Below are 25,756 nucleotides of genomic sequence, written 5' to 3' on the forward strand. Positions count from 1 at the left end.
AGCCTTGGTAGCTGGAATCCGATGCGGGAGGTTCAACAGTGGGTATCCGCTCAACGACGCCGGAGAGCGTCCGAGACGAGGTTGCCGAACTGCTCGGAGTGGCCCCTTCCGCCGTGGACACCGAGGCTGACTTGATCGCGTCGGGGCTGGATTCGATTCGGATGATGTCGTTGTCGGGACGGTGGCGCAAGCAAGGCATCCGCATCGGCTTTGCCGAATTGGCGGCCGACCCCACCGTGGCCGCATGGACCGATCTCGTCGCACAACGCCAGCCCCCCGCCGAACCGACACCGGGGGTCCCCCACGAGATCGAGGAGTACGCCGGGGATCCCGACGCACCGTTCCCGCTCGCTCCGATCCAGCATGCGATGTGGGTGGGTCGGCACGGCGAACAACAACTCGGCGGTGTCGCGGCGCACCTCTACGTCGAGTTCGACGGTATCGGTGTCAATCCCGAGCGGTTACGCACTGCTGCAACGAAACTCGCCGCTCGCCACCCGATGCTGCGTCAGGAGATCCTTCCCGACGGCACTCAGCGGATTAGCGACCGAGAGCTGCCGGTAAAGCTCCACGACCTCCGTGAACTCGACTCACACGCCGCCGCGGAGCGCCTGGAACAGATCCGCCACGAAAAGTCGCACCAGCTGCTCGAGGAGGAAGTGTTCGAGATTTCGCTGTCGCTGCTCGCCGGCGGCCGTACCCGCCTGCACGTCGATATGGACATGCAGGCTGCCGACGCGGTCAGCTATCGCAATCTGATGGCGGACCTTGCCGCCCTCTATCGCGGCGTCGAACTGCCCGAGCTGGGTTACACCTATCGCGAATACCGTGCGCGACTGACCGAAACGACTCCGCCACCCTCAGCGGAAGACATCCAGTGGTGGGCGCAGCGAGTTCCCGACCTCCCGGAACCACCTGCGCTGCCCGTGGTTCCCCGCTCCGACCAACGCGACCCGCGCCGCAGTGTCCGGCTCTGGCACATATTCGACGTACCGACCCGTGACGCGCTGTTCGCAGCCGCGCACCGTCGCGGAATCACTCCGGCGATGGCAGTGTGCGCCTCCTACGCCAATGTCCTGGCGCATTGGTCGGCAAACCGGCGATTTCTGTTGAACCTGCCGATGTTCGGGCGGGAGCCCTACCACTCCGACGTCGAGAAGTTGGTCGGCGACTTCACCTCGTCGTTGATGCTCGACATAGATTTGGCCGGCACCGACAACGCCGAGTCGCGGTCGAGAGCGGTGCAGGAGGTACTGCATGCGACGGCCTGCCATTCGGCGGTCTCGGGTCTGGACGTTCTGCGCGATGTCGGCCGCCACCGAGGCACTCAGACGCTGGCAACGATCGTCTACACCAGCGCCCTAGGGCTGGGTGACCTATTCGCGGGTGACGTCACCGATCAGTTCGGCGCGCCGGTGTGGACGATATCGCAAGGGCCGCAGGTGCTGCTCGACGCGCAGGCGACACCTCTCGCCAACGGCCTGATGATCAACTGGGACGTCCGCGTGGAGGCATTTCCGCCGGGAGTTCCCGAAGCGATGTTCGCCTATCATATCGCTGAGCTGAAACGGCTGGCCGACGATGATTTCGCTTGGGATGCAACAGATCCGCCCGCACTGGCGGCTCAGAGTCGCGCCGTCCGAGACGCCGCCAACGCCGTCGTCGTCCCGGCGAGCGGAGACAGTCTGATCGACGGCTTCTTCCGTAACGCACGGAGTCGGCCCGACGCCACGGCCGTGATCAGCGGCGGTGCCACACTCACCTACGGCGAATTGGATCGCAGAGTGCGGGCGGTCGCCGCGGCGCTGCAAACGAGTGGTATCGGCCGCGGGGATATCGTCGCGCTACTGGGACCCAAGAACTTTGAACAGATCCCCGCACTACTGGCGATCCTGGCGACCGGCGCGGCATACCTCCCGGTGGGCATTGACCAGCCGGCAGATCGCGCAGCACGCATCCTTGAGACCGGCGGTGTGAAGTTCGTCCTCACAACGGGTTCCGATCTACCGGACACATCGTTACCCGCCCTCACGGTCGCCGGAGCCGAGAGGCTGGGTACGCCGGCTGATTTCAATCCTGTCCAGATCGCTGCCGACGACCTGGCCTACGTGCTGTTCACGTCCGGCTCGACTGGGGAGCCCAAGGGGGTGGAACTCACTCACGACGCGGTGATGAACACCCTCGAATACCTCTACCGGCACTTCGATATCGGCCCCAGCGACCGTGCGCTCGCGCTGTCGCACCTCGAGTCCGACATGTCCGTGCCCGATGTGTTCGGCACGCTTCGGGCCGGCGGCGCGCTCGTCGTGGTCGATGAGGAGGATCGGCGCGACCCGGACACGTGGGCACGGCTGATCCAGCAACATAGCGTCACGGTGGTCAACTTCCTGCCCGGCTGGCTGGAGATGCTCCTCGAGGTGGGCGGCGATCTCTCCGCGCTGCGGGTGGTGCTTGCCGGCGGGGACGTGATTCGGCCCGAACTGGTTCAGGCCCTGCGGCGACGGTCCCCGGGCGTCCGCTTCGCCGGCCTCGGGGGTGCCACCGAAACCGCGGTTCACGGAACCCTTTTCGAGGTCGTTGGGGACCCACCATCGCAATGGCCGTCGATCCCCTACGGAGTGCCCTTTCCGAACAACATGTGCCGCGTGGTGGACCCCACCGGAGAGGACTGCCCGGACTGGGTGGCCGGCGAACTGTGGTTCGGCGGGCGCGGCCTCGCGAAAGGTTATCGCGGCCGGCCTGACCTGACCGCGCAGAGGTTCGTCGAGTACCAGGGCCACACCTGGTACCGCACCGGCGATGCCGCGCGATACTGGCCGGACGGAACGATCGAGTTCCTCGGCCGCCTTGACCACAGAGTCAAGATCAGCGGGTACCGGATAGAGCTCGGCGAAGTCGAAGCCGCGCTCCTGCGCATCGAGGGTGTCAGCGCGGCCGTTGCCGCGGTCGTGCACGTGGATGGTCGCGAGCTACTCGGCGCGCTGGTGTGCACCACTGGCCCCGCGGCAGACCGCGGCGATATCTCCATACAGCTGGCCGAATTACTGCCCCCACATATGATTCCGGCGATACTCATGACCACTGAGCGCATCCCACTGACGATCGGCGGCAAGATCGACCGCCGAGCCGCAGCACAGCGTCTGGCTGCGGCGTGGCTGCCCGCATCGGACGAATACCGCTCGCCGTCAACTCATCTCGAGAAGGCGCTCGCCGGACTGATGGCCGAAGTGCTCGGCACCACCGAGGTCGGTGCCGACCAGGATTTCTTCTCACTTGGCGGTGATTCGGTGATGGCAACCACTCTCGTGGCCCGTATCAGGAATTGGCTTGATACCGACACGGTCATGGTGGCCGACGTCTTCGCGACGCGAACCGTGGAGCGGCTGGCCCAACAGTTGTCGGAGCGCGAAGCCGGCAGCGACCGCCTCGAGAGTGTCGCGGAGTTGTATCTGGAGATCGCCGGCATGGACAGCGCCGAGGTCATGTCCGAGCTGGAGCGCTCGTCCGGCTAAGGGCGTGGCACCGATCGTAGGATCGCCAAACCCTCCTGAACGAGCGTCGCGGTGCGGACCTTCTCGGCGTCGTAGAGGTTCAGGGTGACCAGGCCACGCCCGCGCGCGGCTGCCGGTGAGCGCGACTCCAGCAAGTTCCACTCCCCGGCCCGGATGGGGCGGTGAAACCAGATCGACGAATCCGTGGTGGCGGTGCGGTGGCTGCGGTCGGTCATCGTGTGGCCGTGTACCTGCAGCACCGGGTCGATGCCGTAGATGTCGGTGATGTACACCGCAGCGCACTGCGCTAACCACGGCTTGCCGTCCAGCGGCACCGTGACCCGCCACCACAGCCGGCGGACGAATTCTCCTGTGCTCCAGTCGTCCTCGTAGCGGATGTCGATCTCGTCGAGCGGTAGCGACGGGGCCGGGCCGATCGGGCCGGTGGCGGGCAGCTGTTCGGGATCGTGTGGTGTCGTTGCATGCACGGCGTGCTCGGGCCCGTCGGCCGCGGCCGAGAACGAGACGGTCGCCGTGGTGAGCAGCCGGCCCTCCTGGCGGGCCAGCACCCGGCGCGAGGCGGCGGTGCGCCCTTCGTAGACACGGTCGACCTCGTAGTGCACCGGCGCGCCCGCGTCACCGCCGCGCAGAAATTGCACGTGCAGGCTCGTCGGGGTCTTGTCGGCGTCCACGGTGTGACAGGCCGCGGCCATGGCCTGCGCGGCGAGATGTCCACCGTAGGCGCGCTTCTCGGCGGGTCCGCTTTCGGCGCCGACGAAGCTGTCGGCGCCCGATGCGGTGACGTCGAGCAGTCGGGCCAACACGCTCACGTCAGCTTGGTTCCCGTTGCCACGGTGCCGGATTCGACCAGACTGGCGATCTTCTCGGCGGTGAATCCAGCCTCGGTCAACACTGCCGCGGTGTCGTCGCCGAGCGCGGGGGCGGGCTGCGCCGCGACGTGCGCGCCGTCGACGGACATCGGCAGACCCGGCGCCAGGTAGTTGCCGATCCTGGGTTGCGCCAGCATCGTGAACAACGGGTTGGCGGTCACCCGTGGGTCCTCGGCAACTTCGGCGAAGTCCAGGTAGCGGTCCCACAGCACCGAGGTTTGCGATAGCGCGGCTGCCACCTGCTCGGCGGTGTGGCTGGTGAACCACGGCGCGAACAAGCCGCTGAGCACCGCACGATGCTCGTAGCGCTGGCCCTCGTCGTTGAAGTCCGCACCCAGCGCTTCGGCCACCGCGGCAACGGCTTTGGCGGTACCGGTCAGCTCGGCGAGATCGCGGAAGTGCCGGCTGGTGAGCGCCACCAGCATGAAGGTCACGCCGTCGCCGCTGGTGTAGTCCTGACCGTACTGCCCGTAGATCGCGTTGCCCAGGCGTGGACGCTGGGTGCCGTTGACCATCGGCTCGGTGAGGAATCCGAGGTTGGCCGCGGTAGCCAGCGCGACATCGTCCAGCGGCAGCCGGATGCGGCTGCCCGCCCCGGTGGCGTCGCGGCGGCGCAGCGCCGCCAGGATCGCCAGAGCCGCGTACAAACCGCAGCTGACGTCCCAGGCCGGCAGCACGTGGTTGACGGGGCCGCCCTGTGCGGGTGATCCGGTAACCAACGGAAATCCGGTGGCCGCGTTGACCGTGTAGTCGACGCCGGTTGATCCGTCACCGCGGCCGACCACTTCCAGGTGGATCAGGTCTGGGCGCTGGGCACTCAACTCCTCATAGGAATGCCATTGCCGCCCAGCGACATTGGTGATCAGGATGCCGGCGTCGGCGATCAGTTGGGCAACCAGCCGCTGGCCTTCCTCGGAGCGCATATTGGCGGCCACCGAGCGTTTGCTCTTGTTGAGCCCAGCCCAGTAGATGCTGTCACCGGCCTCGGTCACCGGCCAGCGCTTGTAGTCGGCCGCCCCGCCGACCGGATCAACCCTGATGACCTCGGCACCCAGCTGCGCCAGAGTCATCCCGGCCAGCGGCACCGCCACGAAGCTGGAGATCTCGACAATGCGGACACCTGCCAACGGCAGGTCATCAGAAGCGCTCACCCGACGAGTATGGCGGGTGCCCCGCTCACCACACCGCGACGGGTACGCCCAGGCAGAGCAGGAACAGACCCAGCAGGACCCATCCGGCGCCCTGCCAGATCGGCCAGGTTCCCGCTATCCGCCAGACCCGATAGGTCTGCACGAACGCGCCGATCCCACCAGCGAACAAGCTCAGCGGCACCAGAATCCCGGCGATCCGCGAATGCCAGATCACCGCCGCCGCGAAGGCCAGCCCGGCCACCACCACGACGGATACGACGTACATCACCGCCGCGCGAAAGGCCGCCGGATCGTGCCAGCTCTTCTCGACATCATTGCGGTCCATCAGTCACCTCATCTCCGTCCCCAGCGTAGGTCGTGGAACACATTGATTGAGCGCCCACGTTCGACCATCGGGTGAAATATGCCGCGTGGGCTCTCAATCAACGCGGTGGGGATAATCGGCCTATGCGTCTGCTGCTGATGGCCGACACGCACGTTCCCAAGCGCGCCCGCGACCTGCCGGAACTCCTCTGGCGGGAAGTTGAGCGCGCTGACGTCGTCATCCATGCCGGCGACTGGATCGAGGCCGGCCTCGTCGATGAACTGTCGGAGCGCTCCAACCGTCTGGTCGGCTGCTGGGGCAATAACGACGGACCGGAACTGCGGTCCCGGCTGCCTGAATGCGCCGACGTGACGTTGGACGGCCTGCGCTTCACTGTCGTTCACGAAACCGGCGCCGCCTCCGGCCGGGAAGCCCGGATGGCGCAGCGCTTTCCGCACACCGACGTGCTGGTGTTCGGCCACAGCCACGTCCCATGGGACACCACCGCGCGGACCGGGCTGCGACTGCTCAATCCCGGCTCGCCAACCGACCGGCGCCGCCAGCCGTTCTGTACGTATATGACCGCCATAACCAGGCCAGGAGCGCTGGCTGACGTGCTGCTGCACCGCATCGAGAAGACTTAGCTCTGAAACAGAGCTAATCTGACCGAGTGAACCTTCGCACCGATCTCGTCGCCGAGCTATTCGGCACCGTCGGCCGATTCCGTCGCACGATTCGCAGAGCCGCAGGCGCCTCGTTCGTGACCGCCGGGTTGACCGAATCGCAGGCCGAGCTGTTGCGACTGGTTGGCCGGCAGCCGGGCATCTCGGTCAGCGCGGCCGCCGCCGAACTCGGGTTGGCTGCCAATACCGCCTCCACGCTGGTGTCGAAGCTGTCGACCGACGGACTGCTGGTGCGCACACCGGACCCCGGCGATCGCCGGATAGGCCGCCTCGAGCTCACCACACCGGCCCAGCGGATCGCCGACGAATCCAGAGCCGCACGCCGCGCGGCCGTGGCCGAAGTGCTCGACGAACTCGACGATGACGACGCGCAGTCGCTGGCCGCTGGGATCCGAGTGCTGGCCGAGGTCACCACCAAGTTGCGAGAGAAGCGGCCATGACCACACCCGCGATCGACTGCCAGAACCTGACCCACCGCTACGGCGACTTCACCGCCGTCGACGATCTGACGCTGCAGGTCCATACCGGCGAAACCCTTGGTCTGCTGGGCCCCAACGGCGCAGGCAAGACCACCGTGGTGCGGCTGCTGACCACGCTGGCCCCGATCCAGCGCGGGCAGGTGCGCATCTTCGGGCTCGACGCGCGGCACGACACCATGGACATCCGGTACAACCTCGGCTATGTGCCACAACAGCTTTCGATCGAGCCGGCGCTGACCGGCCGGCAGAATGTGGAATGGTTCGCCCGGCTCTACGACGTGCCGCGGTCGGTGCGCAAGCAACGGGTCGCCGACGCCCTGGAGGCGATGCAATTACTCGACGTCGCCGACCGGCTGGCCAACACCTATTCCGGCGGCATGGTGCGCCGCCTGGAGCTGGCTCAGGCATTGGTCAACCAGCCGTCGCTGCTGATTCTCGACGAACCGACGGTGGGGCTGGATCCCATTGCCCGCGACAGCGTTTGGTCACAGGTGGCCAGCATGCAGCAGGAGTTCGGCATGACCGTGCTGCTGACCACCCACTACATGGAGGAAGCCGACGTTCTGTGCGACCGGGTCGCGCTGATGCACCACGGCCGGCTGCGGGCGGTCGGCACCCCCGCCGAGCTCAAGACCAAGATCGGCCCCGACGCGAGCTTGGAGGACGTCTTCCGCCATTACGCCGGCTCCGGGCTCGATGAGGCAGGAGACCACAGCGGCCTCGGCACGGTCCGGGCCGGGCGGAAGGCGGCACGCAATGCCGGTTGAATCCGCTATCACGCCCCGCCTGCTGCGGGCGCCGCGCGGCTGGCGGCGAGTGCCCAGTTTGGCCGGCCGGATGGAAACGTTCGCGTGGGTCGAGTTACAGAAGCTGCGCCACGACCGCACCGAACTGTTCACCCGCATGGTGCAACCGGCGTTGTGGCTGCTGATCTTCGGCACGACGTTCAACCGGTTGCACGTCATCGATACCGGCTCGGTACCGTACCTGGCGTTCCTGGCTCCGGGCATCATCGCCCAATCGGCACTGTTCATTTCGATCTTCTACGGCATCCAGATCGTCTGGGATCGCGATGCCGGCATCCTGGCCAAGCTCATGGTGACCCCGGCCCCCGCGTCGGCGTTGGTGACAGGTAAGGCGTTTGCCGCGGGGGTCCGTTCGATAGCGCAGGTGGTCGGTGTGCTGGCGCTGGCCTACATCATGGGTATCCACATGACCTACAACCCATTACGGATCCTGGCCGCGATGGGTGTGGTGATGCTCGGGTCGGCGTTCTTCGCCTGCCTGTCGATGGCGCTGGCCGGGCTGGTGCGCAACCGGGACCGGCTGATGGGAATCGGGCAGGCGATCACGATGCCGTTGTTCTTCGCCTCCAATGCGCTGTACCCGGTGTCGGTGATGCCGGAATGGCTGCGCTGGCTGTCCCGGGTGAATCCGCTCAGCTACGAGGTGGATTCGCTGCGGCTGCTGCTGGTGGGCATCCCGTCGGCGCATCCGTGGCTGGACCTGGGCGTGCTGGCACTGTCCGCGGTGATCGGTGTCGCCGCGGCGTCGGCGCTGCTGCGCCGGCTGGTGCGGTAGCGCCCCGCTCCCCTTCTTGTCGCCGAGCGTGTCGAACGCGGCACCGAGCCGGGGAACGCGCGCAGCACCGTGTGGGGAGTGGGCATGATCCTGGCCGACCCGTCAGCGCGGTGACCTTGCGCCCAGCGTGACTCTGGTGTCGCGTTCGGGTTTATGGGCGAGCTGTCGAGACCGCCGGCGAAACCGAGGTGGCTTCGCAGCGGCGATGACGATGGTGCTCGACGTCGGTGGCGAAGGCGCCGAGTGCGCTGCGGATCATCCGGGCAGTCCCGTCGGGATGTCGACACGATCCTCGGCCTTCGACCAGCCGGACGATTCTGCGTATCTCCTTGACCAGGCTGTCGCTGACCCGGGTGTAGGCAAGGTCGTTGAGCAGCTGCTCCAGCCGAGGTAGGCCATTGCGGCACGGTCCGCACTGGCGGGCGCTCTGCTCGGCGAGATAACTGGCGATCTCCGCGGTGCGCGCGAGCCCGCACTCGCCGACCCCGAGGGCGTGAATGACCCCGGCACCCGGGCTCGCCCCCAGTGCCTTCAAACCCGCCCGCGATAATCCGCTGCCCTCGAAGGCTTTCGCGGGAATCCAACTGCCGTGATAGCCACCGACGAGAATCGCGCGCACAGTGCGAGGGTCGGTGCCGCCGTTGCGTTCGATCAAGCTCGTCAGGAGTGCACCGGTCGGAACCTCGATGACACCGGTGTTGTTCAGCGCTCCGGACAACGTGATCAGCAGGCTGCCGGGGTCTGCCTGATCGCCCACCGACCGGAACCAGCGCGGCCCGAATCGAGCGATCAGCGCGATATGAGCCAGTGTTTCAACGTTGTTCACCAAAGTCGGCCGTCCGCGAACCCCCGAGATCGCGGTCAAGACAGTGCGGTCGCGCGGCAGCGCGGGGCCGCCCTCGATCCGTCTGACAGCCGCGGACTCCTCCCCCGCGACGAACCTGTCGGGAGCCTCGACCACGGCGACCCGATACCGATCGAGCCCGGCGGCGCGGCGCTCGTCGAGCGCGCGGGTCACCGCCGGCACGGCGGCCGAGTGCACATACAGGTAGACCGTGTCGGCCTCGACTGCCGCTGCCGCGGCATCCAGGCCGTCGAGGACCAGATGCGGCGCCTGTGTCAGCAGGACCGCATCCTTACGGCTCAGCGGCTCGCCCTCGGCGCCGTTGCCCACCACTACCGACTTGGGTCCGGTGATCGCGGCGATCTTGCGAGCCGTCGGGAAACCCGCGCCGCCGCGCCCCGACAGGCCGGCCTGCTCGAGTAACGGGATCAAGTCCTGGCCGGCGGCATCGGGCAGGGCACCGAACTGCAGGTGATGTTCGGCCAGACCGGGTCCCGGCGCGGCGAGCAGACGGGGAAGCTGCGGTGCCGTGGTCATGAGCGTCCGGTCTGCGCGTCGGCATACTCGGTGTAGTTGGCCCGCAGCCGCCACACCAGGACGCCGGCCACGATCAGCGCGCAACACCCGGCGAACGCCAGGAACCACGCGCGATCGGTGTCGGTTCCGTTCCCGAGCGCATGCCCCAAAGCGATCGGCCAGAGCGCGTACGTCGCCCAGTGCACCGCGCGGAAGATCCGCAACCCGATCCGCTGACGCAGCAGGCTGGTGACGATCACCACGACGAGCACGTCAAAGGCGAGCGTGCCCAGGCCTTGCCACAGCGGTCGGTACGCGCCGAGGAACGGAACCACGAAGTCGACAAGTCGCAGCTGCGCGTACGGGTCGAAGAACAGCAGCCCCATGTGCAGCACGATCAACAGGGTTCCGGCCAACGCGGCGAAGCGGTGGACATCGGCGACGGCGAAACGCGGCAGCACGAACAACGGACGGCCCGATCGGGTGGCGATCCCCATTGCCAGCGAGACAGTGAGGAAGCCGAGCGCCGTGATGCCGGTGCCCCGGCCCAGGGCCCAGAGCGCCTCGCTGGTCATGAGCCGCGGGTGCGGGTGACGTGCGGGGTGAAGTTAGGAGAGCTGCTTCCCACCGACGGCGTGTGACTGGTCCGGATGGGGAAGGCCGGCTGGGAGGCGGGCGCCTGGGTCTGCTGCACCGGGGCCTGCTGCACGGCGGTCTTCGGCGTGTACTGCGGCGCAGGCGTGGACCGCGGCGTGTAGGTCTCGACCGGCGCCTGGGTGACGGGCTCCGGGTTGGACGTCGGTGCCGGCTCAGGCACCGGGGGCGGCGGTGGTGGCGGCGTGTCGGTCGGTGAGACCGCCTCGGGTACTGCCGGGCCGTACACGACGGGGCTGGTAGCAGGATCGCCCGCTACGGAATCGGCGGCGGGGGCTTCCGCCGGGACGGGCCTGACGGTGTCGGCATACGCGAGGGCAGACGCACCGGCCACACCGGCCACACCGATGCCCGACAGCGCCCACGAAGCCACGGCGGCCCGGCGGAATCCCGAACGAGGTGATTTCATGCCGAGATACTGGCAACCAGTTCTTACAGCCTTCAAAGAACCAACGCGAGCTTGCTCACACCGACTCGTCGCGCAACCGCCGGCTCAGCCCACTGGCCCGCACCGCCCTGCGCGCCACCGCGGCGTGCAACTGCTCGGCCGAGCCGATCACCCGCACCTTGGTCCTGGCCCGGGTGATCGCGGTATACAGCAACTCCCGGGTCAGCAGCCGGGAATCCGCGGGCGGCAACAGCACGGTGATCTCGGTGGCCTGGCTGCCCTGACTCTTGTGGATGGTCATCGCGTGCATGGTTTCGATATCGGCGAGCCGACTTGTCGCGAGCTCGAGCGCGCCGTCGGCTCCGGCCATCACCGCTCGCAGCGCACCGCCACGCAGCACCGCCACCCCGACGTCGCCGTTGTAGATGCCCAGTCCGTAGTCGTTGGCGGTGGCCAGAACTGGTCGGCCGACGTACCAGGACGCCCACAGCGGCATATCGGTCGCCTCGGTCAGCCAACGTTCGACCTGACGGTTCCAGTAGGTGGCGCCGTAGGGACCATTGCGGTGCGCGCACAGCAGCCGGTGCTCTTCCAACGTGGCCAGCGCCGCTTGCGCGTCGCCGAGTATCGCGGCCTCGCGCAGCCGCAGGGCATGGGGCACAACGATTCTGCGCAGGTGATCTGTCGGTTGGTCGGTGTCGATCCATTCGATGTGCTCGCCACCGGCAGCCAGCACTTCGAGGGCACGATCTGCTTCACCGAGACGGATCGCGCTGGCCAGTCGGCCAATCGACACCCCGAACCGATGTGACGTGACGAGCGTGGCGATCGGGGTGTGCCCCTGCGAGCCCAGGCCCTCGACCAGATCGGCCAACACCGCCCCGGCTTCGACCGACGCCAGCTGGTCCGGGTCGCCGACCAGTAGTAGGCGCGCCTGGGGGCGCACCGCTTCGACCAGTCGGGCCATCATCGTCAGCGACACCATCGATGTTTCGTCGACGACGATCACGTCGTGCGGCAGCCGGTTGCCGCGGTGATGGCGAAACCGCGACGACGTGTCCGGGCGGCTGCCCAGCAACCGGTGCAGCGTGGTCGCCCGGAGCCCGGGTAACCGGTCGCGGTCAACGGATTCGAGGCCGTCGACCTCGAGCTGGACTGCCTCCTGCAAGCGGGCGGCCGCCTTCCCGGTCGGTGCGGCCAGCGCGATGCGCAGGCGTGGCTCCTGGCTCAGCTCCGCCTGTTCGGCGAGCAGCGCCAGCAGTCTGGCCACCGTGGTGGTCTTGCCGGTGCCCGGACCGCCGGTGAGCACCGTCAACCCCTGCGACAGTGCGATCTCCGCGGCTCGTCGCTGCTCTTCGTAGCCCGCGGGGAAAAGCCGGTCGATGGCGGGCACCGCCCCCAGCGGTCGAACCGCGACCAGGCCCAGCACGTCGGCGGCGACCTGGCGCTCCTCGAGCCAGTACCGGTCCAGGTAGAGCAGGTCTTTCTCGAGGTGTAGCACCGGGGGCGAATCGAGCAACGGGCTGGCCGCCACGGCACCCAGCCACTCTTGCGCGACGGGCCATGGCAGGTCGGGCTTCGCGATCTGATCCTGCAGGGCAGGCAGGGCCACGCACACCGAACCGCCGCGCACCGCGCGCACCACGAATGCGACAGCCAGCGCCACCCGATCATCGGGCTCACCGGCCATCGCCGTCAGGCGTTGCGCCACAAGCACATCGGCGGACTCGATCACCTCGGCGTCGTTGAAGGTCCGCAGCAGCCCGTCGGCGTGCTGAGCATGCCGCCAATGCGCGAGGTCCACCACATCCGCCGTCATGCCGCCACCTGCTGACCGTCGAGCAGGTCCGACAGGGCGACCACCAGGGCCGCGGTCGGCCGCCAGCTGAACACCCCGGCGGGATGCCCCTCGGCCGTGGGCGTAGCCGGCCCGCACATCCCCCGCACGAACAGATACAGCACCCCACCCAGGTGGCACTCCGGGTCGTAACCGGGTTGGCGCCAGCGCAGAAAACGGTGCAGAACAACGCTATACAGCAGCGCCTGCAATGGGTAGTCCGAGTGCAGCATCGCCTCGGCCAGACGCGGGCGCTGGTAGTCCGCAGCCGTCAGCGGCTTGTCCGGTTCACCGAGCCAGTTCGTCTTGTAGTCGACCACCAGGTAACGATGCCCCGCCTGGTCGGGAACCCGCAGCACCGCGTCGACCGAGCCGCTGAGATAGCCACGCAGCGGCTGTGACCCGAGCGCGCCGCCGCTCAACCGGTCGACGTAGGCGGCCAGCGGATCATCGGCCGGCAGGTGCGCCCGCAGCAGCCGGCCCACATCGGCGAGACGGATATCGCGCGCGCTCGGCCGCAGATCACCGCCGGCCAACGGGAACTCGAAATCCATCTCCCGCAACCGGTCCCGCAATCCGATCTGGCGCAGTGTCAACCCATCGGCGAGTGGGCCCAACGGGGTGTCGTGCAGCGGCACCAGTGCCGCAGCCAACTCGGCAGCGGGAACGTCGACAGGCCACCACACCGAGTGCCGCTCGATCTGGGTCTGGAGTTCGGCGGCGAGATCGGCCGCGAACGGATCGGCGGTCTCCAGCACCGCATGCACCAGGGTGCCGAACTTCGCGCCGCTCGGCAGATCCGCCATCGGCGATGGAACATCAGGGCCTGCAACCGGTTCCAGCAACGGAATGTCGCCGATCTCGTCGTCCAGTTCGCTCACCTCGGGTTCGCTGCTGACCCCGTCATTCTCGGCCGACCGGATCAGGCCCGAGTACGAGGTGCGCCGCCACGCGGTGTCGATGCTGCGGTGGAAGTGCCGTTCGTCGATATCGGCGGACGGACGTTCGTGCGGCACTGACGCCACGGTGGCAACAACCGAGTCCTCGATCACCGGGCCGCCGGCAGCCTCCCACTCTCGCAACCGGGCCAGCGCGTCGTCGTCGCTGATCTTGGCCGGCTCACAGCGATCCGGCACCGCCGACTCCCCGGGCCGACGGCCGCGCAGCAGCCGCGACAGCCCGCCGTTGGGTTCGTCCCACGACGGCGCCCACCACGCCACCACCTGGGCCTGCGCCCGCGTCATCGCAACATAGGTCAAACGGCTGTCGTCGCTGGCGGACTCCTTGCGACCCAGCCGCTCGACGGCGTTGTAGTCCGGACTGTCCTTGCCGCCGATGTGCAGGCAGCGCGCCCCCTCGTCGTGGAACAGAATCAGATCGCGCTCCTGGACATTGCGATTGAACGCGAACGGCAGGTACACGATCGGGTACTGCAGGCCCTTGCTGGCCCACACCGTCATGATCTGCACGGCCGCGGCGTCACTGTCCAGGCGGCGGTTCCGTTCGGTCGCGCCGCTGCGCTCCTCACGCTGGTGACGCAGCCAGTCCCGCAGGGCCGGCAGGTTGTAGTGCTCGCGGTGAGCGGCGTCCTGCAGCAGCTGCGTCATGTGCGCCAGGTCGGTCATGTGCCGCTCACCGCCCACCCAGGACAACACCCGATCGGCCATGCCGTGCAGTTGGGCGGCCTCGAAGATGGCCGCGACGCCGCGCTCGCGGGCATGGGCGGCCCATTCGCGCAGGGTCTCGGTCATCCGGTCGGTCAGCTCGTCACCGCCCGCGGCAAGGGTTTCGGCAGTCTCGCCGAAGAACATCGTCGCCGCCGCCGCTCGCACGAGCCCGGGCCGGTGCGGCTGGTCGAACGCCTCGAGGAGGCAGAGCCAGTCCTCGGCGGCCTCGGAGTCGAACACGTCCGAGTCGCCGGTGTAGACCGCGGGAATGCCCGCGGCGGTGAGCGCCCGGAAGCAGGTCCGGGCGTCCTTGTGCTTCTCGACGATCACCGCGATGTCGCGGGCTTGCACCTGCTCGCCGTCGAAGGTGGTGTCGCCGCTCAGCAGGGCACCGATGTCAGCCGCCAGATCCCTGCCGACGTGCGACCGCAGCTCGTCGATCGGCATGTTCTGGATGCCTCTGCGGCCGAACGTCTCCCGGCGAACCACCCGCAGCCGGAACGGATCGGTGCGAGTGCCGCCGGCCAGTCGACTGCCGCGGTGATGTGCTTCGACACGGTGCACGACGATGCGATGGTCACCCAGCTCGGCACCGCCCAGCACGACCTGCAGACGATCGACGAGCGCGGCGTCGCTGCGCCAGTTGGTGACGAGCGTCCTCTTGTCACCTGCGGTCTCGGCCGCCTGCAGGTAGGTGACGATGTCACCGCCGCGGAAAGCGTAGATCGCCTGCTTCGGGTCCCCGATGAGGATCAGCGTGGAGCACTGGCTGAACGCCCGGTCGATGACCTTCCACTGCACGGGATCGGTGTCCTGGAACTCGTCGACCATGACGATCGGCCAGCGCTGATGCATCCGAAGCCGGGCCGGCGAATCGGGGCTGTCCAGCGCGTCGGCGAGCCGGCTGAGTAGATCGTCGTAACCCAGGACGCCCAGCCGCCGCTTGCGTATCTCCAATTCGCTTTGCACACATGTCGCGAAGTGCAGACAGACCGCGGCGCGCGAATCCGGATCGGGCTCACGTGGCCGCAGTTCCGTCGACGGGTTCTTCACCACCTCGCGGGCCAGCCGCAGCGCGTCAGCGTAGCTCAGCAAGGGGTCCTCACGCTCTCGGCCGAAGTGGGCGAGGTAGAGGTCGTCGACGATCTCACCGACCAGGTCGTCGAGGCTTTCGACCAGCGTGACCCCGGCGTCGGTGTCCCCGGCTACCCCAAGGGATCTCAGCACCAGCTGACAGAACTGATGCGTGGTGGCGATGGTGGCGGCGTCGAAACCGGCGAGCGCGTCGCGTAACCGGGTCCGGCGGTCGGTGCGCTGTTCGTCGGTGCCCGTGACAAGTTGCGCCACCACCTTATTGTCGCCAACCAGCGCGGGATCGTCGAATGCCCGTACCGCGTGCAGGATTTGGCCCCGCACCCGTTCCCGTAGCTCCTGGCTCGCCGCCCGGCTGAAAGTGATGAGCAGCATCTGGTCAAGCGTCGCGGCGCCCTCGGCGACGTACCGGGTCACCAGACCCGCCAGAGCAAAGGTTTTGCCCGTGCCCGCGCTGGCCTCCAGCACAGTGGTGCTTCGGGGCGTCGGCAGGGGTCCGAGCAGATCGAACGGCGTCATCAATCGTTACTCCCCTCGGCGCGCAGCATTGGCAGCCAGAGCCGAGCCGAGTACGCCCCGAGCCGGTTGTTCTCGCCCTCGTACTCTTCGCCGGGGCGAACCGGTTCCATCAGTGTCGTCAACGGGGCGTTGCGTCCCCACACCCGCAGACTTGCCGGCTGCTGGTCCTCGCCGGGATAGCGCCCAGACCGCCATCGGTAACCGGCCGCACGATCGGGGTCGTCACCGCAGTGCCTGGCAGCAGCCCACGCATAAGAAGTCTTGGGAGGTAGGGGAATCGGCTCACGTCGGCCAGCGTCGTAGATTGCGACGAGATCTTGCAGCAACTCGACCGCGTCGACGTCGGGCCGGCCGAGGCTCTCCCGGCGGGGCGCGGTTCCCCGCTTCGGCCTGCCGATGCACACCGCCGACCAGTCCCGTCGTGGCACATGAGCGAACAACGCCAACAACGGAATCCATGACTCCAGCAGGTGCCTGCCGTCCAACTTGGAGTACGTCACCGATACCAGCCGGTCGCCGAACACCGGCGCGACGGTTCCGGTCAGCCGCCGCCCGGAACCCAGGTCCACGTCCAGATCGATCGCGTGTGATTCGGTGGTGCGGCAACGCATCGCCTCGCCAGCCAGCAACGCCACCTGGTCCCGTATCTGGGTGGCCTTGCGCCACCCCAGATTGCCGGGCGGCAGCGTACCGCGGCGCCATTCGGCCTGCCGCGCTTCGTCCGGAGTCATACCGCCCACGATGTCGCCGAGCATCCGGTCACCGACCGCCCACTCCTCGAGCGCGTCGATGTCGACGGGCATGGCGTCGCTCACCCCGTCGACATCCCACGGCAGGGTGAAGTCGAGGGCGCGGAAGAAACCCTTCACCGGGTCCTTGAAGAAGCCGACGAGATCAGCGAGCACGACATCATCCGGCGGCGGCGCGGGCAGCGGGCCCGAGATGAACCGCGACTGCTCGCCCCGATGGCCGGTCATGGCGCGTGCGGCGCTTCGCACTGTCGGATCGAAGCTGAAGGCGACGCCGGGAACCAGAGCACCACGTTCGACATTACGGATGTCGAAGGGCTGCAACGGGTGATGAACCACGATGCGCTCACGGACCTGCTCGCCAGTGGTGACGTCGAGAGCGTCGAGCAGTTCGGCAAGCGGCACCGCCGGCGGGCGCGGCTGACCGGAGTACTCGTTGGCGCCGGTGTAGGTGATGACGAGCTTCTCGGTCGCCGCGCCGATCGCGTCGAGCAGCAATTGCCGGTCCTCCGAACGGATGTCGCGCTCCCCGGTCATCGGGTTGCGCGCCAGAACGTCGTCGCCGTCGACCACGCCGAGCCGCGGGTAACTGCCGTCGTCGAGACCGACCAGGCACACCACCCGGTGCGGCACCGAGCGCATCGGCACCATCGTGCACACCGTCAGCGTGCCGGTGCGGAAGTTGGCCCGGGTCGGCCGCCCGGCGAGATGACGCGAGAGCAGCGCTCGGATGTCCGGCAGGCGCATCAGGGTGGCGCGCGACCCCGCGCTCGACAGCACGTCGTTGAACTCCCGTTGCAGCTGACTGATCTGCCATGCGTCGCCGTCGTCGACCCGGGTGAGCACGTCGATGCCGGAGGCGAGCGCCGACAGCCAGTCGCCCAGCGGCCGGACCCCGGTCAGCGCGTCGATGACGTGCTGCAGTCGGCCGACGTATTCAGCAAGCCGGCCGGCCAGTTCGACGCGGTTGCTGCCCACGTCGTCCAGCGGCAGGGTGGAGTCGATCCAGGCGTGGGAATCGTCGGACATCGCCACCCCGGCCAGCACCCGGTCGAGGCCGAAACGCCAAGTGTTGTGCACGAAGTCGACGCCGAACGGCTTGCGGTGCTCCTCGTCGAATCCCCACCGGATGTTGGCTTGCCGCACCCAGCGAGTGATGCCCTCCAGATCGTCGTCGGTGAAGCCGAACCGGGCCCGGACCGGTGCGGCCTGGGCCAGGTTGAGCACCTCGCTGGCGGTGACCCTGCTGCCGGCGAGGGCGAGCAGCTGGGCGGCCACCCCGAGCAGCGGGTTGGTCTGGATCAGCGACCGGTCGGCCAGACGCACCCGCAACTGATGGGCGGGATGGGCGCCCGGCACGACGTCACCGAGACCGAAATCAGCGACGATCAGCGGCGCGTAGGCCTCGATGTCGGGGCACATCACCAGGATCTCGCGCGGTTCGAGGGTTGGATCGTCGGCAAGCAGCCCGAGCAGTACCTCGCGCAGAACGTCCACCTGTCGAGCCGGCCCGTGACAGCTGTGCACCTGCACCGATCGGTCGTCATCGCGCACTGCCCTGCGCGCCGGGCGCAGGGCATTGGCGGAGATGTCGGACTGCAGCCAGCCGAGCAGGGTGTCGGGGCGCTGGGCGGGATCGGCGCCGAGGAACTCATCGCTCGCCACGGTGTCTGGCATCCCTCGCTGCAGCTCACGCAGGTCGCGGCCGAGCGTGGCCAGCAGCGGATGCAACACCTGCCGATGGCTGGTGTCAGCACGGCGCGGAATCGACCCCCGCAGTCCGGACAGCGCCGTCCACAGCTCGGCGCTGGGGTGCGGCACCCACAGGTGCAGCTCATGGTGATCGGCGAGCGCGTCGAGCAACTCCATGTCGGTGCTCGACAACCTGGTGTGACCGAACAGTGACAGGCGCGCGGGCAGCTCAGCCCCTGATTCACGCAGCCGCGCAACGGTTTTGGCGTGCCTCACGTGCGGCGGGTCGATTCCCACCCGGTTGACGAGCGCTCGCCAGAGGTGCGGTTGCCAGCGCAGGTCGGAGTCGAGGTCACCGGCCTCGCCGCCCAGCCAGTCGATCAGCAGCCGCGGGCGCTGCCGGGCGTAGGAGGCGAACAGCCCCGCCAGCCGACGTGCCACCGCGTAGCGCCGACCCTGCCGCAGCTCCTGTTCCTCACCGATCTCGAAGTAGCCGAGGTGGGTGGCCAGGGTGTGACACCACGGTTCGCCGAGGCTTGCGTCGATGACCTCGAGAAGGGGCCACGACATCGCCTCGGGCGACCACGGGTCCTCGTCGCCGGTGCCGGTCAGTTCCGTGACGAGCGACGCCGGTGACCGGAAGGACACGCCCGCGCACACGCCGTCGGCGCCATCACCGCGGCCGAGTAGATGCGACAGCCGTTGGGACAGCCAGCGTTCGACCCCGCGAGCGGGCACCACGACGAGTTCCTCGGCGAACGGGTCGGATTGAGGCCTGGCCAGCAGCCCGCCGAGTCCGTCGGCAAGTGTGTCGGTGCGCTCGGCCCGGTGTACGTGCAGGGACATCGCCACCACCGTAGACCGCCCCACCGACGGCCGAAACGCGGTGCGCGCAGATTATGCCGGCGGCGCTGCGGGCAGGGTCAGGGTGAAGGTCGCACCCTCGCCGGGTACCGATGTCACCGCGATATCGCCCCCGTGCGCATCGGCGATCTCGCGGACCAGCGCCAGCCCGATGCCGTGCGGTTCCCGGTCCGCCCGGGTGGTGTGTTCGACGCCGTGCGAGAACCGGGTGAACAGCGTCGCCACGGCGTCCGGGTCGATACCCACCCCGTCGTCGGCGACCGCCACACTCACCTTCGGGCCGGCGCGCCGCACCCACAGTTCGACCGTCCCGCCGCCGTGCTCGTGCGCGAGCGCGTTGTCGACCAGAGCGGTGAGCGCCCGACGCAGCGCTGCCACCGAACCGATCACGTCGAATCCGGCTGAGCCGTTGACACTTTCGCACTCGCAGTTCAACGTCACACCGATCGACTGCGCATAGGGGGCCATGCTGTCGCGCACCGACACCGCCACCGCCGATAGGTCCACGCGATCGCGTGGCGGCTTGCCTGCGGCCATCGTGGCAGCGGCGAGCAGATCCTCGACGATGTCGCCCAGCGCCCGGGTGTCGGCGACCAGCGCGTCGGCATCCTTCTGCAGCGCGTGCACATCGGCAGTGCCGACCCGAAGCGCCAGCATCTGCGCCCGGGTGTGCAGCACCGTCAAAGGTGCCCGCAGCTCATGGGAGGCATCGGCGACGAACCGGCGCTGCAGGGCCAGCGCATTGGCCAGTGGGCGCACCGACCGCCGACTGAAAAGAGCGACCACAGCGATCGACGCGAGGATGCCCGCCAGCTCCGCGAACCCCAGCGCCATCAGCAGCCGGTTCCGTCCCGCGTGGTACGGCGCCAGATCCGTCATCGCCACCACCCGGCCCTCGGGGCGGTCAACCACCAGCGTGCGGTACTCCCGTCCGTTGGCGTAGAGATCGCCATAGCCGGTAGCACCAGTCAGCAGCGGAACCCCAGGCTCGCCGCCGTCGCTGGTCGAGATGTGGCCGTTGTCGTCCCGCAGCGCCAGCTCCATATCCGAAGGCGGATCGTTGGCGTCGTCGGCGGTCATGGCCAGCTTCTGGAGTTCCGCACCGATCTGGCGGTTCTGCGCCTGCAGATACACCGCGAACACCACGCCGCCCACGACCAGCAGCACCAGCGCGAGCGCCACCGAGGCTTGCACCGCAGCGACCCGACCGGCCCGCTTCACGACGGTGAGGTCGTTGGGTGGAGCCGCTGTCATTCGAGCCCGAATCGGTAACCGGTTCGGTGCACGGTGCGCACCACCTGCTTGCCCAGCTTGCGGCGCAGATAGTGCACATACAGGTCGACCGCTCCGGTGGTCTCCGCGCCGTCGAACACCGACTCGAGCAGCTGGGCCCGGCTGAACACGCGCTTGGGCGCGGCCATCAGTACACCCAGCAGCGATGCCTCCCGCTCGGAGAGTTCCACCTCAATGCCCGCCGGGGTGGCTCCGGCCACCCGGCGGGTGACCCGGTCGAGTCGTAGACCGCCGGCTTGCACCACGGTCGCCGCACTGTCGGCGCGCCGGACCAGCGCGCGGACACGGGCCAGCAGTTCGGGAATCTCGAACGGTTTGACCAAGTAGTCCTGGGCGCCGGCGTCCAGGCCCTCGACGCGGTCCTCGACCGCGCCGCGGGCGGTGAGTATCAGCGCAGGAGTCGCGATGCCGCGCGACCTCAGCAGCGCCACCAAGTCCGAGCCGTCCATCACCGGGAGCCCGCGATCGACGATCATGGCGTCGTAGTCGCCGGTCAATCCACGGTGCATGCCTTGCTGACCGTCGTAGGCGGCATCGGTCCGGTAGCCCTGCTCGTTGAACAACTCGACGAGCATCGCGCTGAGCGCGCGGTCATCCTCGACCACCAACAGTGCGGGCGACAGATTCCGCGCGGACACGTAGCGAGCGTGCCATGCCGATGGCGTACGCCGCGCACAAAAGCGTTTGTTACAGCGCTAGCGTTTCTTACAGCGCTCAAAGAATGTCCCCTCAGCATGGCTGCATGCAGTCACCTGACTCTGGATCTCGCGACTCATGAGCCAATCCGCCCTGGTCAACCTCGCCCAGTGTGAGTGGACCAGGTGGAGCACCGGAATGCATCTGCTGGTCACCGAGCCTGCGGCGCTGTCACCGGCGCGGGCAATCGTCGATACCGTCCTCGACGATGTCGAGGACGCCGCGTCGCGGTTCCGGCCCGACTCCGAGATCTGCACGCTGGCCGCCGCCGGCGGGGTCCGCACAGCGGTCAGCCCCGTGCTCGCCGCGCTCATCGATGCCGCGCTCGCCGCGGCCCGCTGGACTGATGGCGACGTCGATCCGACTGTCGGCTCGGCGATGATTGCGCTGGGCTACGACCGCGATATCGCCGATCTCGATCCGTCGACGCCGCGATTGAGTTCACTCACAATTCCCTCCGATTGGTCGATGGTTGAGTTCGACGGGCGCAGCGTGCGACTACCCGCCGGCGTGCTGCTCGACCTCGGCGCCACTGCCAAAGCGCTGGCCGCCGACTGGTGCGCGCAACGCGTCCATACCCAAACCGGCAGCGGCGTTCTGGTCAATCTCGGCGGCGACATCGCCACTGCGGGAGCTCCTCCCAACGGCGGTTGGCATGTCCTGGTGCAGGACACCGACGACGACCCGGCCAGCCAGGTCGCGCTGGGCGCCGATACCGGCCTGGCCACGTCGAGCACCCGCCGCAGGCAGTGGTGGCGCGACGGTGACCTCGTCCACCACATTCTCGAGCCCCGGACCGGCCGCCCGGCCGATCCGGTGTGGCGCAGCGTCAGCGTCGCAGCAGGCAGCTGCCTGGCTGCCAACACGATCAGCACGGCCGCGATCGTCCGCGGGCACCGCGACCCGGATTGGATTGCCACACTTGGCGTTCCAGCCCGGCTGATCGATCGCACCGGCGCCGTGCGCACCGTAGGAGGGTGGCCACAATCGTGAACAAGAGCCGAAGTCGTCTGCACATCGACTGGACCCGCTGCGACGGCCGCGGGCTGTGCACCGAACTGCTGCCCGACGTGTTCACCCGCGACGACTGGGGCTATCCGCTGGCTCGAGACGGCTCTGCTGAGCCGGCGATCCCGCCGGAGGTAACGAAGTTCGCGAAGGCTGCGGTCAAGCGGTGCCCGCGGCTGGCGCTGCGGCTGCTGGACTGACCGCACCCTCGTCAACTGGCGCCGGACTACCCCACCAGGCGGGCGATCGACCGCATCGGGATGTGTAGCCAGCTAGGCCGGTGCCGCGCCTCGTAGGCAGCCTCGTACACCGCTTTGTCCAACTCGTAAGCCGCGAGCAGGGTGGCACTATTGCGCGGGTCGGTCTCGGACTCGGCGGCATAGCCGTCGCAGAACGAGGTGCAGTTGCGATCCACCCATTCCTTGGCGCGGGCGGCCAGTTGCCGGTCCTCGGACTGACCGATCAGCTGTTGATAGGCCGCATATTCGAACGAACGCAGCATGCCGGCGATGTCACGCAACACCGAGTCCGGCTTGCGGCGCTCGTCCAGCGGCTGACCCGGCTCCCCTTCGAAGTCGATCAACAGCCAGCCCTCCGGGGTGCGCAGCGCCTGGCCGAGGTGAAGATCGCCGTGCACGCGCTGCACGGTGATCTGCTCGTCGGTCACCTTCGCGTAGCGCTCCTCGATGGCAGGCAAATACTCCGCGAGATCGGGCACCGCCGCAGCGGCGCTCGCCAGTCGCTCGCGCATCACGTCGACCGGTAGGACCGCCGTCGAGGTACCCAACTCCTGGGCCAGCGTGGCGTGCACCGACGCCACCGCCTCGCCCAATCGGTATGCCTCCCCGGCGAAGTCACCGCCGACCTCGTAGGCATACAGGTCACCCTCGGCATACAGGTCGCGGGTGCTCGCGGTAGCCATCTTCCAGCCCTCGGCGGAGTTCGCGGCATAGGCCGTCACCATGCCCAGCGGACAAGGCAGGCCGTTGTCACTCGCCTCGAACGACCCGAGAAGCCTTGCCACATGGGGGTTCCCGGCCCGGCCCAGCACCCGATTGAGTTCGATATCGGGGTTGATCCCGACGGAAACCCGGCGGAACAGCTTGAAGATCGCCTGGTCGTCGAACACCACACTGGTGTTGCTCTGCTCGGCGTCCGAGACCCGCGGCGCGGCATCCAGTGGCAGGGCCACGCCGGGTTCCTTGGTGAAGACGATGTCTCCGATCCTGGCCTCCGAGTCGATCAGCGACAGCAGGAACTGCGCCGACGACTGATCATAGAGACCGTCGTAACCCGTGTGATCGTTGTCGGAACCGATGGTGGCGATGGTGCCGTATTCCGATACTGGTGCCGAATCCCATTGGACCACAACCTGATAACGCTCGGCAGAGTCGTCAGTGTAGGCGACGTCGAGCAGCATCAGGTCCAGCTCGGGCCGTAGCGACACGACCTCGGCGACCTGCACTGAGGACAGCGTCCGGCTACGACCGGCGTACCACCGCTGGGCGGGCAGCCACTGCGTCCAGGGCAAGTTCACCGGTGAGCTCATTGCGTGGCCTCCGACGGACTCAACCTGAACCAGTAGAACCCGTGCCCCGGCAGCGTCAGCAGATAGGGCAGCTGGCCGATCCGCGGAAACGGTACGTGCCCGGTCAGCTCCACCGGCGTGAACGAGTTCCAATGCTGCAGATTCAACTCGATCGGTTGCGGGAAGCGGGACAGATTATTCACACACAACACCGTGTCACCGTCGTCGATCTCCCGCACATACGTCAGCACCGACGGGTTGGAGCCGCTCAGTTCCCGAAAAGTTCCGGTGGCGAACGCGTCGTAACGGCGGCGCACCGCCAGCATGGTGCGAGTCCAGTTCAGCAGGGAGGTCGAACTGTCGCGCTGGGCTTCGACGTTCACCGACTGGTAGCCGTAGATCGGATCCTGGTTCGGCGGCAGGTACAGCCGGCCCGGGTTGGCGGTCGAGAATCCGGCGTTGCGATCCGGGGTCCACTGCATCGGGGTGCGGACGCCGTCGCGGTCACCCAGCCAGATGATGTCGCCCATCCCGATTTCGTCGCCGTAGTACAGCACTGGCGAACCAGGCAGCGACAACAGCAACGCGGTGAACAACTGCATCTGGTTGCGGTCGTTCTCCAGCAGGGGCGCCAGCCGCCGGCGGATACCCACGTTGGCCTTCATCCGCGGGTCCTTGGCGTACTCCGCGTACATGTAGTCACGTTCTTCGTCGGTGACCATCTCGAGCGTCAACTCGTCGTGGTTACGCAAGAAGATGCCCCACTGCGCCATCTCGGGGATTTCCGGTGTCTGGGCCAGGATTTCCGAGATCGGAAAGCGAGATTCGCGGCGGACCGCCATGAAGATGCGCGGCATCAGCGGGAAGTGGAACGCCATATGGCACTCGTCGCCGCCGGTGTTTGGGTCACCGAAGTAGTCGACGACATCTGCCGGCCACTGGTTGGCTTCGGCCAGCAGGATCCGGCCCGGGAACTCGTCGTCGATGACCTTGCGGCAGTGCTTGAGGAACGCATGCGTCTCGGGCAGGTTTTCGCAGTTGGTGCCCTCGCGTTCGAACAGGTACGGCACCGCGTCGAGGCGGAAGCCGTCGATCCCGATGTCCAGCCAGAACCGCAGGACGTCGATCATCGCTTCCTGGACGGCTGGGTTGTCGTAATTCAGGTCGGGCTGGTGGGAGAAGAACCGGTGCCAGTAGAACTGCTTGCGCACCGGGTCGAACGTCCAGTTCGACTCCTCGGTGTCGATGAAGATGATCCGCGCGTCGGTGTAGCGCTGGCTGGTGTCGCTCCATACGTAGAAGTCCCCGTAGGGGCCGTCCGGGTCGCGACGCGACTCCTGGAACCACGGATGCGAGTCAGAGGTGTGGTTCATCACCAGGTCGGTGATGATCCGGATACCGCGCCGGTGGGCGGCGTCGAGCAGGGACACGAAGTCGTCGACGGTGCCGAATTCCGGCAGCACCTTGTAGAAGTCGCGAATGTCGTAGCCGCCGTCGCGCAGCGGCGAGTCGTAGAACGGCGGCAGCCACAGGCAGTCGACGCCAAGCCACTGCAGGTAGTCGAGTCGTTCGATCAGGCCACGCAGATCGCCAATCCCGTCGGAATTGGAGTCGTAGAACGCCCGCACCAGCACTTCGTAGAAGACCGCGCTCTTGAACCAGGTGCGGTCGGCGGGCAGGGCTCGCGCCTGCCCGAAGTCCTCAGCGGTGGGGTGCTCGACGACGCCACCTTCTACATGGCTGCCCTCTGCCGGATCGTTGGTCAACTCCATCTAGGTCTCACTACCCCACACTGGCCGAGCCGAATCGTCTCCGCGACGTCGTTGTCGT

At 67.8% G+C, this 25,756-nt stretch carries 20 protein-coding genes; 7 read left to right on the forward strand and 13 right to left on the reverse strand.

The features are described from left to right. The first annotated feature begins 38 nt into the window (after positions 1-38). The gene (locus tag G6N38_RS10295; protein WP_163747437.1) at positions 39-3,512 is read left to right on the forward strand and encodes a non-ribosomal peptide synthetase; all 3,474 of its coding nucleotides are present in this window, start codon (positions 39-41) and stop codon (positions 3,510-3,512) included. On the opposite strand, the gene G6N38_RS10300 is transcribed toward G6N38_RS10295, so the two are convergent. The 3 genes from G6N38_RS10300 to G6N38_RS10310 all read right to left on the reverse strand — a co-directional run bounded on the left by G6N38_RS10300 (position 3,509) and on the right by G6N38_RS10310 (position 5,857). Beyond that, complete coding sequence (locus G6N38_RS10300; RefSeq protein ID WP_163747438.1) at positions 3,509-4,321, reverse strand: acyl-CoA thioesterase; 813 nt, start codon at positions 4,319-4,321, stop codon at positions 3,509-3,511. The genes G6N38_RS10295 and G6N38_RS10300 overlap by 4 nt on opposite strands. Continuing rightward, positions 4,318-5,451 (reverse strand): CoA transferase, encoded by a 1,134-nt coding sequence (locus G6N38_RS10305; protein WP_407662983.1) that lies wholly within the window; start codon positions 5,449-5,451, stop codon positions 4,318-4,320. The genes G6N38_RS10300 and G6N38_RS10305 overlap by 4 nt, the downstream gene beginning before the upstream one ends. Before the next feature lie 106 nt (positions 5,452-5,557). Beyond that, positions 5,558-5,857, reverse strand: a complete 300-nt coding sequence (locus tag G6N38_RS10310) for a hypothetical protein (RefSeq protein ID WP_163747440.1) — start codon at positions 5,855-5,857, stop codon at positions 5,558-5,560. A gap of 122 nt (positions 5,858-5,979) precedes the next feature. Between G6N38_RS10310 and G6N38_RS10315 the strand changes: the two genes are divergently transcribed. The 4 genes from G6N38_RS10315 to G6N38_RS10330 are packed head-to-tail and all read left to right on the forward strand — an operon-like array spanning position 5,980 to position 8,579. Beyond that, entirely contained in the window at positions 5,980-6,480 is a 501-nt protein-coding gene (locus G6N38_RS10315) for a metallophosphoesterase family protein (protein WP_163747441.1), read from the forward strand. Between the two features lie 26 nt (positions 6,481-6,506). Next, positions 6,507-6,959: a MarR family winged helix-turn-helix transcriptional regulator gene (locus G6N38_RS10320; protein WP_163747442.1), complete on the forward strand. Its 453-nt coding sequence runs from the start codon at positions 6,507-6,509 to the stop codon at positions 6,957-6,959. Next, entirely contained in the window at positions 6,956-7,765 is an 810-nt protein-coding gene (locus G6N38_RS10325; protein WP_163747443.1) for an ATP-binding cassette domain-containing protein, read from the forward strand. Before G6N38_RS10320 ends, G6N38_RS10325 begins: the two co-directional genes overlap by 4 nt. After that, positions 7,755-8,579 (forward strand): ABC transporter permease, encoded by an 825-nt coding sequence (locus G6N38_RS10330; RefSeq protein ID WP_163747444.1) that lies wholly within the window; start codon positions 7,755-7,757, stop codon positions 8,577-8,579. The genes G6N38_RS10325 and G6N38_RS10330 overlap by 11 nt, the downstream gene beginning before the upstream one ends. Before the next feature lie 151 nt (positions 8,580-8,730). On the opposite strand, the gene G6N38_RS10335 is transcribed toward G6N38_RS10330, so the two are convergent. From G6N38_RS10335 to G6N38_RS10370, 8 genes are read right to left on the reverse strand one after another with little or no spacing between them, the layout of a single operon-like run. Further along, a complete protein-coding gene (locus G6N38_RS10335) occupies positions 8,731-9,960 on the reverse strand; it encodes an NADH-ubiquinone oxidoreductase-F iron-sulfur binding region domain-containing protein (protein WP_163747445.1) in 1,230 nt (409 codons plus the stop codon). Continuing rightward, on the reverse strand, positions 9,957-10,514 hold the full coding sequence (locus G6N38_RS10340; protein ID WP_163747446.1) for a ferric reductase-like transmembrane domain-containing protein: 558 nt from the start codon (positions 10,512-10,514) through the stop codon (positions 9,957-9,959). The genes G6N38_RS10335 and G6N38_RS10340 overlap by 4 nt, the downstream gene beginning before the upstream one ends. After that, complete coding sequence (locus G6N38_RS10345) at positions 10,511-11,002, reverse strand: hypothetical protein (protein ID WP_163747447.1); 492 nt, start codon at positions 11,000-11,002, stop codon at positions 10,511-10,513. Before G6N38_RS10345 ends, G6N38_RS10340 begins: the two co-directional genes overlap by 4 nt. Before the next feature lie 55 nt (positions 11,003-11,057). Then, the gene (gene recD / locus G6N38_RS10350; protein ID WP_163747448.1) at positions 11,058-12,800 is read right to left on the reverse strand and encodes an exodeoxyribonuclease V subunit alpha; all 1,743 of its coding nucleotides are present in this window, start codon (positions 12,798-12,800) and stop codon (positions 11,058-11,060) included. Continuing rightward, complete coding sequence (gene recB, locus G6N38_RS10355; protein ID WP_163747449.1) at positions 12,797-16,096, reverse strand: exodeoxyribonuclease V subunit beta; 3,300 nt, start codon at positions 16,094-16,096, stop codon at positions 12,797-12,799. The genes recD and recB overlap by 4 nt, the downstream gene beginning before the upstream one ends. Further along, a complete protein-coding gene (gene recC, locus G6N38_RS10360) occupies positions 16,096-19,383 on the reverse strand; it encodes an exodeoxyribonuclease V subunit gamma (protein ID WP_163747450.1) in 3,288 nt (1,095 codons plus the stop codon). The genes recB and recC overlap by 1 nt, the downstream gene beginning before the upstream one ends. A gap of 51 nt (positions 19,384-19,434) precedes the next feature. Then, entirely contained in the window at positions 19,435-20,655 is a 1,221-nt protein-coding gene (locus G6N38_RS10365) for a sensor histidine kinase (protein WP_163747451.1), read from the reverse strand. Further along, the gene (locus tag G6N38_RS10370; protein WP_163747452.1) at positions 20,652-21,332 is read right to left on the reverse strand and encodes a response regulator transcription factor; all 681 of its coding nucleotides are present in this window, start codon (positions 21,330-21,332) and stop codon (positions 20,652-20,654) included. Before G6N38_RS10370 ends, G6N38_RS10365 begins: the two co-directional genes overlap by 4 nt. Positions 21,333-21,468: 136 nt before the next feature. Here G6N38_RS10370 and G6N38_RS10375 point away from each other — a divergent pair, with 136 nt between their 5' ends. Then, positions 21,469-22,383 (forward strand): FAD:protein FMN transferase, encoded by a 915-nt coding sequence (locus G6N38_RS10375; RefSeq protein WP_163747453.1) that lies wholly within the window; start codon positions 21,469-21,471, stop codon positions 22,381-22,383. After that, positions 22,368-22,598 carry a ferredoxin gene (locus G6N38_RS10380; protein WP_246227850.1) on the forward strand — a complete coding sequence of 77 codons (231 nt, stop codon included), beginning with the start codon at positions 22,368-22,370 and terminating at the stop codon, positions 22,596-22,598. The genes G6N38_RS10375 and G6N38_RS10380 overlap by 16 nt, the downstream gene beginning before the upstream one ends. A gap of 26 nt (positions 22,599-22,624) precedes the next feature. On the opposite strand, the gene G6N38_RS10385 is transcribed toward G6N38_RS10380, so the two are convergent. Both G6N38_RS10385 and treS read right to left on the reverse strand, forming a co-directional pair. After that, a complete protein-coding gene (locus tag G6N38_RS10385; RefSeq protein ID WP_163747454.1) occupies positions 22,625-23,947 on the reverse strand; it encodes a maltokinase N-terminal cap-like domain-containing protein in 1,323 nt (440 codons plus the stop codon). Continuing rightward, on the reverse strand, positions 23,944-25,698 hold the full coding sequence (gene treS, locus G6N38_RS10390; RefSeq protein ID WP_163747455.1) for a maltose alpha-D-glucosyltransferase: 1,755 nt from the start codon (positions 25,696-25,698) through the stop codon (positions 23,944-23,946). Before treS ends, G6N38_RS10385 begins: the two co-directional genes overlap by 4 nt. Positions 25,699-25,756: the final 58 nt, after the last annotated feature.

Origin of the sequence: Mycolicibacterium helvum (assembly GCF_010731895.1) — a bacterium.
GTDB classification, from domain to species: domain Bacteria; phylum Actinomycetota; class Actinomycetes; order Mycobacteriales; family Mycobacteriaceae; genus Mycobacterium; species Mycobacterium helvum.